Origin of the sequence: Micromonospora sp. NPDC004551 (genome assembly GCF_040609975.1) — a bacterium.
Lineage (GTDB): Bacteria > Actinomycetota > Actinomycetes > Mycobacteriales > Micromonosporaceae > Micromonospora.
Window position 1 is genome coordinate 95439 of the sequence record NZ_JBEXLM010000020.1, and the last position, 13405, is coordinate 108843.

At 73.8% G+C, this 13405-nt stretch carries 19 protein-coding genes and 1 other RNA gene; 14 read left to right on the forward strand and 6 right to left on the reverse strand.

Annotated features, from left to right (window positions below):
- Positions 1–32: 32 nt before the first annotated feature.
- Positions 33–500 (reverse strand): MarR family transcriptional regulator, encoded by a 468-nt coding sequence (locus tag ABZW14_RS22765; protein ID WP_355349863.1) that lies wholly within the window; start codon positions 498–500, stop codon positions 33–35.
- A gap of 58 nt (positions 501–558) precedes the next feature.
- Between ABZW14_RS22765 and ABZW14_RS22770 the strand changes: the two genes are divergently transcribed.
- Positions 559–1791, forward strand: coding sequence for an MFS transporter (locus tag ABZW14_RS22770; protein ID WP_355349866.1), 1233 nt, complete (start codon positions 559–561; stop codon positions 1789–1791).
- Positions 1792–1832: 41 nt separating this feature from the next.
- On the opposite strand, the gene ABZW14_RS22775 is transcribed toward ABZW14_RS22770, so the two are convergent.
- Complete coding sequence (locus ABZW14_RS22775) at positions 1833–2594, reverse strand: sulfite exporter TauE/SafE family protein (protein WP_355349869.1); 762 nt, start codon at positions 2592–2594, stop codon at positions 1833–1835.
- 203 nt (positions 2595–2797) lie between these two features.
- Between ABZW14_RS22775 and rnpB the strand changes: the two genes are divergently transcribed.
- An RNA gene (gene rnpB / locus ABZW14_RS22780) (RNase P RNA component class A) lies at positions 2798–3210 on the forward strand.
- 48 nt (positions 3211–3258) lie between these two features.
- Here rnpB and ABZW14_RS22785 read toward each other — a convergent pair.
- Positions 3259–4680, reverse strand: a complete 1422-nt coding sequence (locus ABZW14_RS22785; protein WP_355349872.1) for a PLP-dependent aminotransferase family protein — start codon at positions 4678–4680, stop codon at positions 3259–3261.
- On the opposite strand from ABZW14_RS22785, the gene ABZW14_RS22790 reads away from it, so the two are divergent.
- The 6 genes from ABZW14_RS22790 (at position 4679) to ABZW14_RS22815 (ending at position 8616) form a co-directional block, all read left to right on the forward strand.
- Positions 4679–5692 (forward strand): DMT family transporter, encoded by a 1014-nt coding sequence (locus ABZW14_RS22790; RefSeq protein WP_355349875.1) that lies wholly within the window; start codon positions 4679–4681, stop codon positions 5690–5692. The genes ABZW14_RS22785 and ABZW14_RS22790 overlap by 2 nt on opposite strands.
- An 86-nt stretch (positions 5693–5778) precedes the next feature.
- Positions 5779–6135 carry a hypothetical protein gene (locus tag ABZW14_RS22795; protein ID WP_355349878.1) on the forward strand — a complete coding sequence of 119 codons (357 nt, stop codon included), beginning with the start codon at positions 5779–5781 and terminating at the stop codon, positions 6133–6135.
- Positions 6132–6575 carry a MerR family transcriptional regulator gene (locus tag ABZW14_RS22800; protein ID WP_355349881.1) on the forward strand — a complete coding sequence of 148 codons (444 nt, stop codon included), beginning with the start codon at positions 6132–6134 and terminating at the stop codon, positions 6573–6575. The genes ABZW14_RS22795 and ABZW14_RS22800 overlap by 4 nt, the downstream gene beginning before the upstream one ends.
- Positions 6562–6870, forward strand: coding sequence for a hypothetical protein (locus ABZW14_RS22805; RefSeq protein WP_355349884.1), 309 nt, complete (start codon positions 6562–6564; stop codon positions 6868–6870). The genes ABZW14_RS22800 and ABZW14_RS22805 overlap by 14 nt, the downstream gene beginning before the upstream one ends.
- Positions 6867–7202, forward strand: a complete 336-nt coding sequence (locus ABZW14_RS22810) for a YnfA family protein (RefSeq protein ID WP_355349887.1) — start codon at positions 6867–6869, stop codon at positions 7200–7202. Before ABZW14_RS22805 ends, ABZW14_RS22810 begins: the two co-directional genes overlap by 4 nt.
- A gap of 199 nt (positions 7203–7401) precedes the next feature.
- Positions 7402–8616: a GAF domain-containing SpoIIE family protein phosphatase gene (locus ABZW14_RS22815; RefSeq protein WP_355349890.1), complete on the forward strand. Its 1215-nt coding sequence runs from the start codon at positions 7402–7404 to the stop codon at positions 8614–8616.
- Between the two features lie 7 nt (positions 8617–8623).
- Here ABZW14_RS22815 and ABZW14_RS22820 read toward each other — a convergent pair whose 3' ends face one another.
- The gene (locus tag ABZW14_RS22820; protein WP_355349893.1) at positions 8624–9193 is read right to left on the reverse strand and encodes a WHG domain-containing protein; all 570 of its coding nucleotides are present in this window, start codon (positions 9191–9193) and stop codon (positions 8624–8626) included.
- Between the two features lie 60 nt (positions 9194–9253).
- On the opposite strand from ABZW14_RS22820, the gene ABZW14_RS22825 reads away from it, so the two are divergent.
- From ABZW14_RS22825 to ABZW14_RS22840, 4 genes are read left to right on the forward strand one after another with little or no spacing between them, the layout of a single operon-like run.
- Entirely contained in the window at positions 9254–9739 is a 486-nt protein-coding gene (locus tag ABZW14_RS22825) for an FBP domain-containing protein (RefSeq protein ID WP_355349896.1), read from the forward strand.
- Positions 9740–9771: 32 nt separating this feature from the next.
- Positions 9772–10254 (forward strand): hypothetical protein, encoded by a 483-nt coding sequence (locus ABZW14_RS22830; RefSeq protein ID WP_355349899.1) that lies wholly within the window; start codon positions 9772–9774, stop codon positions 10252–10254.
- A 48-nt stretch (positions 10255–10302) separates the two neighbouring features.
- Positions 10303–10635 (forward strand): PadR family transcriptional regulator, encoded by a 333-nt coding sequence (locus ABZW14_RS22835; protein WP_355349902.1) that lies wholly within the window; start codon positions 10303–10305, stop codon positions 10633–10635.
- Positions 10629–11597 (forward strand): hypothetical protein, encoded by a 969-nt coding sequence (locus ABZW14_RS22840; protein ID WP_355349905.1) that lies wholly within the window; start codon positions 10629–10631, stop codon positions 11595–11597. The genes ABZW14_RS22835 and ABZW14_RS22840 overlap by 7 nt, the downstream gene beginning before the upstream one ends.
- An 85-nt stretch (positions 11598–11682) precedes the next feature.
- Here the strand turns inward: ABZW14_RS22840 and ABZW14_RS22845 are convergent, their stop codons facing one another.
- The gene (locus tag ABZW14_RS22845; RefSeq protein ID WP_355349908.1) at positions 11683–11808 is read right to left on the reverse strand and encodes a hypothetical protein; all 126 of its coding nucleotides are present in this window, start codon (positions 11806–11808) and stop codon (positions 11683–11685) included.
- A gap of 45 nt (positions 11809–11853) precedes the next feature.
- On the reverse strand, positions 11854–12240 hold the full coding sequence (locus ABZW14_RS22850) for a hypothetical protein (RefSeq protein WP_355349911.1): 387 nt from the start codon (positions 12238–12240) through the stop codon (positions 11854–11856).
- A 199-nt stretch (positions 12241–12439) separates the two neighbouring features.
- On the opposite strand from ABZW14_RS22850, the gene ABZW14_RS22855 reads away from it, so the two are divergent.
- Positions 12440–12646 carry a hypothetical protein gene (locus ABZW14_RS22855; protein ID WP_091269261.1) on the forward strand — a complete coding sequence of 69 codons (207 nt, stop codon included), beginning with the start codon at positions 12440–12442 and terminating at the stop codon, positions 12644–12646.
- Positions 12647–12723: 77 nt separating this feature from the next.
- Entirely contained in the window at positions 12724–13371 is a 648-nt protein-coding gene (locus ABZW14_RS22860) for a histone (RefSeq protein WP_355349914.1), read from the forward strand.
- Positions 13372–13405 lie beyond the last annotated feature (34 nt).

A 13405-nucleotide genomic window follows, 5' to 3' on the forward strand; every position in this document is an offset into this window, starting at 1 on the left:
GCCGCGCTGGCGGCCGGGGCCCCGCCGTGCGTTCAGCGGCGGCGGGGGCGCGATTCGAGGGCCTCGTTGAGCCGGTGCAGCAGGTCCGCGAGGCTCTCCCGGTCGTCGGGGGACCAGGCGGCCAGGATGTCGCCGTAGAGCCGGGTGCGGGCCGCCCGCACCGCGGCCATCCGCTGGAGGCCGGCCGGGGTGGGCGAGATCACCGTGCCGCGCCCGTCGGCCGGATCCGGGGCACGCGCGATCAGCCCGTCGCGCTGCATGGCCGAGACCTGACGGGTGACCGTGGAGCCGTCCAGGTTCAGCTTCGTGGCCAGCGCGGAGACGTTCTGCGGGCCGGCGGCGGCCAGGTGCCGCAGGATCACGTACGCCGCCCGGTCCAGCACCCGGTGCTCGGCCGTGCCGCTGGCCCGGCGGGTCGCCTCGCCGAGGCGCATCAGCAGCGCGACCTCGGTCTCGATCTTGCCGAGTGTGACTTCTTCCGCGTTGGCGTCGTCGCTCATAGCTGTATGATACAACTGATTTACCTGTACGATACAGCTATCTGTCTGGAGGCGCGGAGTGGATCGGCGATCCGAACCCAACCGCAGTGCCATCTACGCCACCACCCTGGTGGCCTTCCTCGCCATCGCCGGCATCGCCGTGGTGGACCCGATCCTGCCCGCCATCGGCGAGGCCATCGGGGTGACCGCCTGGCAGGTCGAGCTGCTCTTCACCGCGTACATCGCCGTGATGGCGGTCGGCATGATCCCGGCGACCCTGGCCAGCGGGAGGTTCGGCTTCAAGCCGGTGCTGATCACCGGTGTCTCGGTGGTCGGCCTGGCCGCCATCCTCGCGTCGTTCAGCAACGACATCGTGCAGCTCTCCGTGCTGCGCGGCGTCTGGGGCCTGGGCAACGCCATGTTCTTCGCCACCGCCATGGTGGTGCTGGTCAACCTCGCCAACGACCGGGAGTGGGTGGTCGGCCTCTTCGAGACCGCGCTCGGTCTCGGCTTCGCCGTCGGCCCGCTGATCGGCGGCCTGCTCGGCGAGGTGACCTGGCGGCTGCCGTTCTTCGTGTGCGGCGTGTTCATGGTGCTGGCGCTGGCCGTCGCCTCGCGCAAGCTCCGCGAACCGGCCCGCAAGCAGCCCCCCGTACGCCTCGGCGCGATCTTCTCGACCTACCGCAAGCCGGCGTTCATCACCCTCTGCGTGGTCACCGCGGCCTACAACTTCGTCTTCTTCGTGGTGCTCGGCTACACACCGCTCTACCTGCACCTCGACGTCATCCCGCTGGGCCTGGCCTTCACCGGCTGGGGCCTCGGCCTGGCCGCCGGCATCCTCCTGGTCGGCCACCGGCTGGCGCACCGGATCGGCGCCGTGCAGACCGTCGGCGTCGCCATCGCCGGCCTGCTGGTCTGCATGGTCCTCTTCGCCACCTCCACCGGCACCGCCATGTCGCTGGTGGTCCTGGTCCTCGCCGGCCTGTTCATGGGCCTGGCCAACGCCAACCTCACCGACCTGGCCCTGGGCCTCGGCTCCAGCGACCGCCGGGTCGCCACCGGCGCGTTCAACCTGGTCCGCTGGGGCGCCGCCGCGCCGGCCCCGATCATCTCCGGCAAGCTGGCCGAGCACGGGCTCGCCCTGCCGTTCTGGGTCGGCTTCGGGGTCCTCGCCGTCGGCGTGCTGGTCTACCTCGCCTTCGCGCACGTGATGGCCGCCGGCTACGGCGAGCGGGTGCTCTGGTCCCGGTGGAACTCCGCCGCCCGGCGCAACGAGCACGCCCCCGAGGAGCCGGTCGGCGAGGCGTACTGAGGTGCGGGGCCCCCTTACCGGAGGGGGCCCCTCCCGGCCGCTCAGCCCAGGGCGCGGTAGAGCAGGTAGAGGCCGATCACCGTGCCGAAGACCACGATGAGGGTCTTCAGCACCACCGGCGGGAGCCGGCGGACCAGCCGGGCGCCCACGTACCCGCCGACCAGCGTGGCCGGTGCGACCACCGCCACCGCGGCCCAGTTGACCGGGCCGAACAGCGAGAACACCACCAGCGTGGTCAGGCCCACGACGGCCGAGAGCAGGTTCTTGACAGCCGACACCCGGGCCAGCGTGGTGTCCAGCACCAGGGCCAGGCCGGCCACCAGCATCACCCCGAGCGCGGCGCCGAAGTAGCCGCCGTACACCGTCCCGACCGCGACCATGGCCTGCACGGTGACGGTACGGCGGCGCGGGCTGAGGTCCGCCGGGTGGCCGACCAGCCGGCGCAGCGGATCCTGGAAGGCCAGCACGGCGGTCGCGCCCAGCACCAGGAACGGCACCACCAGCTCGAACGCGCGCGCCGGGGTGGCCAGCAGCAGCACGCACCCGACGACCGTGCCGGCCACGGCGGTGGGCAGCAGCGGCCAGAGCGCCCGCCCGCGGGGCAGGTCCATCCGGCTGCCCGCCACGCTGGCCGCGTAGCCGGGGAAGACCGACACCGAGTTGCTGACGTTGGCGGGCACCGGGGGCAGGCCGATCGCGATCAGGGCCGGGAAGGTGATGAGGGAACCGCCTCCGGCCACCGCGTTCACCGTGCCCGCGGCGAGACCGGCGGCGATCAGCAATGCGACGTCGGCGAGCTCCATGATCCCGCAGGCTAGCCCGCCCTCCACGCCCGCGCAGACCCACCTCCACCGGCCCTCGGCAGCTGCCGGCGGCTGCGGGCGTGTTGATCAAGGGGTTTGCGTCGGAATCCGACCCCGTCACGACGCAAACCTCTTGGTCGACACCGCTGACGGGGTGGAAATGAGCGCGCGGGCGCCGTCGTTAGGATGAGTGGCGCGACGGACGAGTCGACCGGGCGGTCGCGTCGGCGGGCTCACGGCCCGCCGCCGAGGAACGTCCGGACTCCACAGGGCAGGGTGGTTGCTAACGGCAACCCGGGGTGACCCGCGGGACAGTGCCACAGAAAACAGACCGCCGGCCCCGAAACGGGACGGTAAGGGTGAAACGGTGGGGTAAGAGCCCACCAGCATCCCGGGTGACCGGGATGGCTCGGTAAACCCCACCCGGAGCAAGGCCAAGAAAGGGTCGTCACCGCAAGATGACGGTCCGCGCAGACGCTTGAGGGCGGCCCGCCCGATGTCTGCGGGTAGGCCGCTGGAGCCTGCCGGCGACGGTAGGCCGAGATGGATGGCCGCCGCCGGCCCGCCTTCCGGGGCGAGCCGGTCACAGAATCCGGCGTACAGGTCGACTCGTCCGTCGCCCACCAGGCCAGCCTCCAAGACCCGATCACGTCAGACCGCTTCGTCAACCTTCGCTGCCGATCAGCATCGGGGCATCCAGGGCGAGGGAGCGGGCGAGGCGGCGGACGGCCTCGTCCATGAGCTCGGGTGGGGCTGCGGCGTAGGTCAGGCGCAGGTGCGGCGCCGGGGGTTCGGCCGCGTACCAGGGGCGGCCGGGGAAGACGATGACGCCTTCGGTGGCAGCCGCGGCGGCCAGCGTGACGTCGTCGACGCCGTCCGGCAGGCGAGCCCACAGGTGCAGGCCACCGCGGGGGATCGCCTGGGGGACGAGTCCCGGCAGGTGCCGGCGCAGCGCGGTCAGCAACGCCTCGCGCCGTGCCCGCAGCGCGGTGCGCAGAGCGCGGCGGTGGCGTGCCCAGGCCGGAGTGGTGACGAACTCCAACGTGGCCTGCTGCAGCGGGCCGGCGACGAAGAAGTCGTCAAGCACCCTGGCCGAGCGCAGCCGGGCACCGGCCGGGCCGCGGGCGCCGATCGCGGCAACACGCAGGCCGGGGGCGGCCGACTTGGTCAGTGAGCGCAGGTAGATCACATGCCCGTCCGGGTCGTCGGCGGCCAGCGGTGGCGGAGCCTCGCCGTCGATGGTGAGGTCGCGGGCGTAGTCGTCCTCGATCAGAAACGCTCCGGCGTCGCGTACGGCATCGGCGACCTCGGTTCGGCGGTGGGTTGCCAGGGTGGCACCGGTCGGGTTGGCATAGAGCGGTTGGCAGTAGAACAGTCGCGCACCGGTGCGAGCGAACGCGGCGGCGAGTTGGTCAGGGCGTACGCCGTCGGCGTCGGCGGGCACCGGTACCACCCGCAGCCCGGCCGCCCGGGCGGCGGCCAGCGCCCCCAGGTAGGTCGGGGACTCGACGAGCAGGGTGTCGCCGGGCGCGGCGAGTGCGCGCAACGCGGACGACAGTGCCGCCTGCCCGCCCGGGCAGATCACCATGTCGTCGGCGCGCAGCCCGGTCCCCGCCTCACGGGCGAACCAGGCGCGCAGGTCCGCACGCCCCTCAACCGGCCCGCGCAGCCAGGCCGCCGGCTGCCGGGCAGCGCGGGCGAGCGCGGCACCGAGCGCCGCAGCCGGCTGCAGGTCCGCGTCCAGGTAACCACCGGACAGCGGAATCGCTCCCGCAGGGGGTAACGCCAGTAACGCCTGCATCTCCTGCTCGCCGGATCGGCGGGGGCCGAGCGCGACGGTCTGCCACGACAGGTCGGGTGGGCGCCGCTCGTGTGGTGCGGCGGCCACGAAGGTGCCCTTACCCGGTCGCGTCTCGATCAGCCCTTGCGCTACCAGCTGTCGGACGGCTTCGGCGACGGTGACCGGCGAGGCCTGGTGCCGGGAGGTCAACTCGCGCACGGACGGCAGCCGTGTTCCAGGGGATGAGCCGGCCACCAGTCCGCGCAGATCTTGGATAACGCGGTCCACTGCGTTACCGTTTTCCATGACGAGTAAGAGTAGCGCTACTGACGCCACCACGGTAACGGCGGATCGGGTTCTCGGCCTCGCCCTCGGCGCGCTGGGCGTGCTCGCCTTCAGCATGTCGCTGCCCGCCACGCGCGTCGCCGTGCAGCAGCTCGACCCGTGGTTCGTGGCCTTCGGCCGGGCCGTCGGTGCGGCGCTGCTGGCGGGTGCCTACCTGCGGTTCACCCGCTCGCCGCGGCCCACCCGGAGCCAGTGGCGGCGGCTGTCGGTCGTCGCCCTCGGCGTCGTCGTCGGCTTCCCGCTGTTCACCTCTCTGGCGCTGACCACCCAGACCTCCGCGCACGGCGCGGTCGTCATCACCGTGCTGCCCGCCATGACCGCCGTGTTCGCGGTGCTGCGGGCCGGCGAGCGCCCACCGCTGCTGTTCTGGGTCGCCAGCCTCGGCGGGCTGCTGGCGGTGCTCGCCTTCCTCATCACCAGCGGCACGGTGCACGGCGCGCTGTCGGCCGCCGACCTGTTCCTGCTCGCGGCGGTCGTCCTGTGCGGACTGGGATACGCCGAGGGCGGCGCGCTCGCCCGGGAACTGGGCGGCGCCCGGACGATCTGCTGGGCGCTGCTCCTCTCGCTGCCCGTCACCCTGCTCATCACGCTCGTCGCCGCGGCGGCTCACCCGCCGCGCGCTGATGCCGTCGCCTGGTCGGCGTTCGGATACCTCACCGCGATCTCGATGTTCCTGGGCTTCTTCGCCTGGTACACCGGTCTGGCCCTGGGTGGCATCGCCCAGGTCGGCCAGATCCAGCTCGCCCAGCCGGTACTCACCCTGCTCTGGTCCGCGCTCCTGCTCGCAGAGACCGTCACCCCTGCCTCCATCGTGGTCGCGCTGGTCGTGCTGACCTGCGTCGTGCTGATCCAGCGCACCCGCACCGTGCGCACAACAGACCGGTCTCCGACAGGCTCGGCCGCGCCCGGCGATCAGGGCGCGAGGATCGGCGTGGGTGCGGTCGACGGCATCGAAGCCCACATCTCGAACTGACGGCCGGCTGGAGGACCGCGCGGCCGAGGAACCGCCCGCCGTCCGGGCTTGCATCCGGTACCAAGGTACGGGCTTACCGTCGGAGTATGAGCGACGACCACATCACGACGAGCGGTTCCTGGGTGCCGGATGTGTGCACCCTGCCGACCGCCGAGCGGCCGCTGCGGCTCGCCGAGTTCGACGGGTTCTTCCGCGCCGCGGTGCGGGGTGCCGACCGACTGTCGGCACAGCACCTGCGGTTGCGGCTCGACGGCGCGACGCAGGTCGAGCAGACCGCGCGGGAGCTGACCGCCCGCGAGTCCTCCTGCTGCTCGTTCTTCGCCTTCGACATCGCACGGCCCGGCCCGGACCTGCTGACGCTGGACGTCCGCGTGCCGGCGGCGTACGTCGACGTGCTCGACGCCCTCGCCGCGCGGGCGACGTCCGCCCGGGGCCGGGGATGACCGGATCGGGACTGCGCAGCGGCGAGCTGGCCGACGCGGCCGGCGTCAACGTGCAGACGCTGCGCTACTACGAGCGCCGGGGACTGCTCGCCTCCCCGCAACGATCGCCGGGCGGGCACCGGCTCTATCCGTCCGATGCGGTCACCCTGCTGCGGATCATCAAGACCGCGCAGCGCCTCGGGTTCACCCTCGACGAGGTGGCGGGCCTGCTCGACGCCGGCCGCCACCGACACCGCCGACGCGACAACGGCCTCCAGGCACGAGCCGGGGAGAAGCTCGCCGAGGTGGAACGGAGGCTGGCGGACCTGACCGTCATCCGCGACACCCTGCGCGCCGCCATCTCCGCCGGCTGCGACGACCTGGTCGCCTGCGCCGGCAGCGCCTGCTGCCCCCTGCCGTTCGTTGAGCTCGCCGAGAGGACCGACCGTGCCGACACCTGATGACCGCCTGCGCCGACTGCTGCCCTCCGGCCTGACCGGACTCGCCGGAGCCGCCTGCGCCGCCTGCTGCGTGTTGCCGGGACTGCTGGCCGCCGGGGTCCTGGGCGGCGCCGGCTGGGCCGCGGCCAACCGCCTCATGCCCGGCATCGCGGTCGCCCTCGCGGTTCTGGCCGGCCTTTCCTGGTGGTGGGCCACCAGGCGCCGCCACACCAGCGGCTGCGGCGGCGGCGACTGCGCCTGCGAACCGGGTGACCGAAGGGACCGCCGGGTGGTCACGCTACGGTCCGACGCATGACGGTTGCCCGTTCGATCCTGCTGTTCCTGCTCGCCGCGCTCGCCGAGATCGGTGGCGCCTGGCTGGTCTGGCAGGGCTGGCGGGAACACCGCGGGCTGCTCTGGATCGCGGCCGGGGTCATCGCGCTCGGGTTCTACGGCTTCGTGGCCACCTTCCAACCCGACGCGAACTTCGGCCGCATCCTCGCCGCCTACGGCGGCGTCTTCGTCGCCGGCTCCCTCGCCTGGGGCGTGGTCGTCGACAGGTTCCGGCCCGACCGCTACGACCTCGTCGGCGCCGCCATCTGCCTCGTCGGGGTCGCCGTCATCATGTACGCCCCCCGCGCCGGCTGAGGGGACCCGGCACGGCCGATCCTCGGCAAAGAAGATGGTCGGCGGCGACACCTTTCCAGCTCCGGGACTAGAATCCGGCGTACCGGTCGACTCGTCCGTCGCCTACCGCGCCGGATGTCCGGTTCCGACCAGCTGCTGAGACGGCCGTCCCAAGGGTCGCCCCGAGCGGAACTTGCCGGTGCGCAACTAGGATCGTGGGGTGGTTCGGGCGGAGGTCCTGCGGGACGACCAGTGGTTGCGCCGGGTCGAGGCGGTGACCGACGCCACGCTGTCCCGACTCGATGTCGCCGACCTCTTCGACGAGCTGCTCGACCGCGTACGTGATCTGCTGGGGGTCGACACCGCCGCGATCCTCCTGCTCGACGTCCGCGCCCAGCAGCTGGTGGCCACCGCCGCCCGGGGGCTGGAGGAGGAGGTCCGGCAGGGCTTCCGGGTCTCCGTCGGCCGCGGGTTCGCCGGCCAGGTCGCGCTCACCCGGCAGCCGGTGATCCTCCAGACGGTCACCACCGACAACGTGGTCAACCCGGTGCTGATCGAGACCGGGGTGCAGTCCCTCCTGGGCGTGCCGATCATGGCCCAGGGCGCACTCGTCGGCGTGCTGCACGTGGGCACGCTGTCACCCCGCCAGTTCACCCTCGACGACGTCCGCCTGCTCGAACTGGTCGCCGACCGGGTCAGCCTGGCCAGCCGCGCCCGCGCGAACACGCTGGACCAGACCGCCGCACTGGCCCTGCAACGGAGCCTGATCCCCGCCGAACTGCCCCAGCTGCCCGACCTGGAACTGGCCGGCCGGTACGTCCCGGGCCACGCCTCCGGCGTCGGCGGCGACTGGTACGACGTCTTCACGCTGCCGTCCGGCTGGCTGGGCGTGGTCGTCGGCGACGTCTCCGGGCACGGGCTCCAGTCCGCGGTGGTGATGGGCCGGGTCCGCAGCGCGCTGCGGGCCTACGCCCTGGTCGCCGACGACCCGGCGGAGGCGCTCACCCTGCTCGACCGGAAGGTGGTCCACTTCGAGGCCGGCAGCCTGACCACCGCGTTGTACGCGATGATCTCCCCCGACCGGGCGACCCTGCACGTCTCCGTGGCCGGTCATCCGCGCCCGGTGCTGGCCCTGCCCGGCCACCCGAACACCGTGCTGGACGCGTACATCGATCCGCCGCTCGGCACCGGCCGGCGGAGCCCGGCCCGGCACACCACGACGGTCGACTTCCCGCCCGGGGCGGTCCTGGTCGCCTACACCGACGGGCTCGTCGAGCGGCGGGGGGAGCTGTTCGACGCCGGCGTGGCCCGGCTGACCGCGGCCGTCCCGCTGGCTCCCGTCGACACGGTGGCCGCCACGGTCATGGCCACCCTGGACACCGAGCATCCGGCCGACGACATCGCCCTGCTGGCCGTCCGCCGGCTGCCGCGCTGACCCGTCGTCACCCCGGCGGCCAGTTCCGCAGGAGGGCGTCGAGCGCGTCCAGGGTGCGGGACCAGGTGGCGTCCGTCGTACGCGGGGTGTGGCGGAAGGCGCCCGCCCGTTCCAGCGTCACGTAGCCGTGGAAGGTGCTGCCCAGCAGGCGTACCGCGTCCGTCTGGTCGGGCTCGGCGAGCTGGTAGCCGCGCAGGATGGCCCGGGTCATCTCCGCGTGCCGCCGGGCCGCGCTCGCCTCGGCCGTCTCCCGGTCGAGGGGCAGTTGCGCGGCGGCGTACCGGCCGGGATGCCGGATGGCGTAGTCGCGGTAGGTGTTGGCGAAGGCGATTAGCGCATCCTTGCCCGCCCGCCCCGCGAGGGCGTCGGCGGCCCGGTCGGCCATCTCCTTCAAGGCCAGCATCGCCACCTGGACGCGCAGCTCCTGGGCGTTCCTGAGGTGGAAGTAGAGGCTGGCGTCCTTCACGCCGAACCGGCGGGCGAGCGCCGACACGGTCACGTTCTCGAAACCGACCTCGTCGGCCATCTCGGCGGCCGCCAGGGTCAGGCGTTCGACCGTCAACCCCGTCCGGGCCATGTGCTCCACCCCACGTCTCGTCGCTCTAGCTTTTTACCTAGGGGGTCTAGACTAGCGCCTATGACACCCCTCACCGAGACCGCCATCCGGGCGTCCTTCGTCAATTGCACCAAGGGCGAGGTGAAGCGCCTGAGCCTGCCCCGGGACCTGGCCGAACGGCCCTGGGCGGACCTCGACTTCCTCGGCTGGCGCGACCCCGCCGCGGCGGAGCGGGCGTACCTGGTCGCCGAGTCCGGCACCGGGCTGCTCGGGGTGGCCCTGCGGGTGGCCTCGCAGACCGGGCGGGTCCGGCGGAGCATGTGCTCGCTCTGCCTGACCACCCACACCGGGGACGGTGTCTCGCTGATGACCGCCCGCAAGGCCGGACCGGACGGGCGGGCGGGCAACTCGGTCGGCAGCTACCTCTGCGCGGACCTCGCCTGCTCGCTCTACCTGCGGGGCCGGAAGAACGCCGGGCGGCGCATCCACGAGTCCATCACGCTGGCCGAGAAGATCGACCGGACCGCCGCCAACCTGGCCGCCTTCCTTCGCCAGGTCGTCGGATAGGCCACCTGGCGGCCGGTTGGGACGATGGCCGCATGGCGTCAGTCCCACCGGCCGACCCGCTCGCCCCGACCGCCTCGACGGAGGCGGTGCTGGCCGCGTACGCCCTGGTCGGCGCGCGCCGGACCTCCTTCGACACGATGATGTGGCAGGCCACGGCGGCGCAGGCGTTCCTGCTCACCATCGCCCTCGGGCCGGACGGCAGCCGTCCGGCCCGGTCCGTCGCGGCCCTGCTCGGCGCGGCCCTCGCGGGGCTCTGCGCCCAGCTCATGGCCAAGCACCGGCGGCTGGAGACCAGCGACAGCCGGCTGGCCGAGCGGATCGAGCAGGAGTTGGGCCTCGACCGCCGACTGGGTACGGCGCCGCACGCCGCGGCCATCGTCCGGTTGGGGGCCGACCAGCCCTGGTGGGCGCGGCTGTCGTCCTACCGCCTCTGGCTGCTCGGCGTCCTGTCGTTCGGCGTCGCCGACCTCGTGGTGGCCGTCGACGCCGCGGCCGCGCTCGGCCTGTTCCGCTGACCGCCGGGGCCGGTGCAACCTATGTAGAGTTCCGATATAGTCCCTCTCATGCGGCTGACGATTCCGGTGGCGAAGGTGCTCTCCGCGCTCCTCGCCGACCCCGAGGGCGCGCGCTACGGGCTCGACCTCATCAAGCTCACCGGCCTGCCCAGCGGCACCCTCTATCCCGTCCTGCACCGGCTCCGGGCGGCCGGCTGGCTGGCCGCCGACTGGGAGGACGTCGACCCGGTCGCCGCGGGACGGCCCGCGCGCCGGTACTACCGGCTCACGGGCGAGGGGGTGCGTGCCGCCCGGCTCGCGCTGGCCGAGCTGCGTGCCCTCGCCCCCGAGGGCGGAGGGTCCCGGGGCGGGGCCGAGCCGACGGGGGCCCCGGCGTGGTGACGCGGCTGGCCGGAGTCCTGCTGCGCGCGGCGGCGCGGCGCTGGCCGGCGGAGCTGCGCACCGAGCTGATCCGGGAGTGGGACGCCGAGCTGCACGTCCTGGCCGGGCGTGGGGAGCGGTGGCGGATGCTGGGCTTCGCGGCCAGCCTCGCCGCCCGCCGTGCCGGCGCGCCGGTGGTCGACCGGGGCGTGCTGCACCGGCGGCTGTGGCGTACCGCCGGGGTGCTGCTGCTCGCCCCGCCGGCGTGCGCCGCGATCGTCGTGCTCGCCGCTCTGACGAGCCTGGCGTGTGCCGCACTCGGCGCCCACGTCGCCTGGGCGACCGCGCTGCAGATGCCGTTCCTGTCGGGCCTCACGGCCGGGGCGGGCGCGCTGCTCGCCCTCCTCGTCACCCGGTCCGCCCGGCGGACCGTACGCACCGGGCCCCTGGCCACCGCGCTCGGCGTCGTGCTGCCGATCGGGCTGACCGTGACGGTGGTGGTCGCCGCGTTCGCCGGCCGGGGCGAGCAGGGCCTGCCGGGCACCGTTCCCGGGCTGCTGCTCTGGCTCGCCCTGCTGGTGCCGGCCCTCTGGGGCGCGGGCATCCTGGCCCGCCGGGGCCGGACCCGGCTCGCCTGGGCCGTCGGGGTGCTCGGCGCGCTGGTCGCGGCTGACGCCGCGGTCGTCCTGGCGGTGGTCTCGGCCATCCCGGCGGTCCCCGTGGGGCCGGTCGCCGACGGGGCGCCGCCGGACACGGTGGACCGGGTGTCCGCTCCGCTGTGGCTGCTCACCTGCTGGACCGACTCGTCGCTCGGGCTGCCCCGGCCCACCGCCTGGGAACGGTTCCTGATCACCGACCGGGTGCTCGTCGAGCCCGTCTTCTACCTGGCCTGCACCCCGTACGCGGTGGCCTACGCCGTCGCGGCGGCCCGGCCGGCGCCGGCCGCCGAACCCATGCCGGAACCCGTGCCCGCACCCGCCTGACGCCGCGCGGGCCGGCCCGTCGCGTGACGGGCCGGCCCGGTTCGACGCCAGCCGGGCGCCCCGCGAGGAGCCGCACCGGGCGGCGTCAGCCGGTCCAGCTCATGGCCCGGCCGGCCCGTTCGTAGTGCCGGGCCAGCTCCGCGTCGATCCGCTCGGCCCGGGACCCGGTGAGCACCACGGCGGGGTCCTGCCAGGACCGTGCGGTGAGCATCCGGTCGCGCAGGCCGGGCGGGGGATGGGTGGCGAACAGCGCCGGTCAGCGGGGGCAGGGCAGCCGTTCCAGCGGCGCGGGTGTGGTTCCCGGGCGCACCACCTGGGCGAAACAGCCGGTGGCGTCGGCCCGCTGCCAGCCGAACACCGACGCGGCGGTCTTCGCCACGCGTACCCGGAAGACCAGCCGGACCTCGGCGGCGCCCGCGGCCGCCGTGAGGACCTCGACGCCGTCCACCGTGTCGGCGGCGAGCCGTAGGTCGGCCTCCCGCGCGGACGGCTCGGCCAGCAGGGCGGCCCGGGTGCGTTGCGCGGTGGCGGTCACCTCCCGGTCGGCCCGGCGTTCCAGCCGCTGCTGGGACCGGTCGCGCAGCAGCGGGACCGCCAACGCCAACCCGACCGCCACGAGGCCGGCCAGCGTGATGCCGGCCACCAGCCCCCGTCGCCGGCCTGCCCACCGTCCGCCCCCGAACCGCACCCCGGGATTGTGCGCCCTCGACCCGGCTGCCGGCTGCCCCGTATTCCGCGGTTCCGGCCCAGAACCGCCCTGACCAGGTCTACTGTGGAGGACATCGGCGACTATTTACGGCGTTCCGGTGGCGGCCGGGCGCTTCGCGGTGCACAGTGATCGCATGAGCGACGACGGACGTGGTGGCGGGCACTACTACTGGTGCACCCGACACCACCGGGTCGAGACCGATGCCGACGTGTGTCCCGCGAAGCACGTTCTCGGACCGTACGCCTCTGCCGCCGACGCGGAGAACGCCCTGCAGCAGGTGCGGGAGCGCAACGAAGCGTGGGACGCCGAGGACGCCCGTTGGGCCGGGGAGGACAGGTAGACGGCGCGGGACGGCCCGCGTCGAGGTGATCCGTGCTCCGCGAGGGCGAGAGCACGTCCCCAGGAAAGGGAACCGAGATGGCCGAAGCACAGCAGGCCACCCGCCCGGCCGCGAAACGGACGACCGCGAAGAGCACCACCGCGGGCAGGACGACCGTCACCAAGGCGTCCCCGAACGCCTCCGGCGCCGGCGCCGGCCGGGTGCCGGCGAAGAAGGCCGCCGCGAAGAAGGCGACCGCCCGGAAGGCGGTGTCGGCGGCACGGAAGGCGCCCGCGAAGAAGGCGCCGGCCACGAAGACCACCGCCAAGAAGGCGCCGGCCCGGAAGACCACGGCGAAGAAGACCACCACGGCGAAGAAGACCACCACGGCGAAGAAGACCGCCGCGAAGAAGACGACGGCGCCGGCGAAGAAGACCACCGCGGCGCGGAAGACGACGACCGCGGCGGCGCGGACCACGGTGGCGAAGAAGGCCCCCGCCAAGAAGACCACGGCGGCGAAGAAGACCACCGCCGCCAAGAAGGCGCCCGCCAAGAAGACCACCGCCTCGACGCGCCCGGCGGCGCGCAAGACGGCGGCGAAGAAGGCGCCCGCGAAGAAGGCCACCGCCAAGAAGACCACCACCGCGAAGAAGACCACCGCGGCGAAGAAGGCGCCGGCCAAGAGGACCACGGCCGCGAAGAAGACCACCGCGCGCAAGGCGCCGGCCCGCAAGGCCACCGCCTGACGGCGGCCACTCGCCGCTGACCGGCGCGCGCCGG

Bases quoted from the DNA above. Each gene is read 5' to 3' on its own strand.
- ABZW14_RS22785 (WP_355349872.1), bottom strand. From the start codon at position 4,680: ATGGAAAACGGTAACGCAGTGGACCGCGTTATCCAAGATCTGCGCGGA.
- ABZW14_RS22835 (WP_355349902.1), top strand. From the start codon at position 10,303: ATGCGGCTGACGATTCCGGTGGCGAAGGTGCTCTCCGCGCTCCTCGCC.
- ABZW14_RS22855 (WP_091269261.1), top strand. From the start codon at position 12,440: ATGAGCGACGACGGACGTGGTGGCGGGCACTACTACTGGTGCACCCGA.
- ABZW14_RS22820 (WP_355349893.1), bottom strand. From the start codon at position 9,193: ATGGCCCGGACGGGGTTGACGGTCGAACGCCTGACCCTGGCGGCCGCC.
- ABZW14_RS22830 (WP_355349899.1), top strand. From the start codon at position 9,772: ATGGCGTCAGTCCCACCGGCCGACCCGCTCGCCCCGACCGCCTCGACG.
- ABZW14_RS22795 (WP_355349878.1), top strand. From the start codon at position 5,779: ATGAGCGACGACCACATCACGACGAGCGGTTCCTGGGTGCCGGATGTG.
- ABZW14_RS22825 (WP_355349896.1), top strand. From the start codon at position 9,254: ATGACACCCCTCACCGAGACCGCCATCCGGGCGTCCTTCGTCAATTGC.
- ABZW14_RS22810 (WP_355349887.1), top strand. From the start codon at position 6,867: ATGACGGTTGCCCGTTCGATCCTGCTGTTCCTGCTCGCCGCGCTCGCC.
- ABZW14_RS22845 (WP_355349908.1), bottom strand. From the start codon at position 11,808: ATGCTCACCGCACGGTCCTGGCAGGACCCCGCCGTGGTGCTCACCGGG.
- ABZW14_RS22790 (WP_355349875.1), top strand. From the start codon at position 4,679: ATGACGAGTAAGAGTAGCGCTACTGACGCCACCACGGTAACGGCGGAT.
- ABZW14_RS22765 (WP_355349863.1), bottom strand. From the start codon at position 500: ATGAGCGACGACGCCAACGCGGAAGAAGTCACACTCGGCAAGATCGAG.
- ABZW14_RS22775 (WP_355349869.1), bottom strand. From the start codon at position 2,594: ATGGAGCTCGCCGACGTCGCATTGCTGATCGCCGCCGGTCTCGCCGCG.
- ABZW14_RS22860 (WP_355349914.1), top strand. From the start codon at position 12,724: ATGGCCGAAGCACAGCAGGCCACCCGCCCGGCCGCGAAACGGACGACC.
- ABZW14_RS22800 (WP_355349881.1), top strand. From the start codon at position 6,132: ATGACCGGATCGGGACTGCGCAGCGGCGAGCTGGCCGACGCGGCCGGC.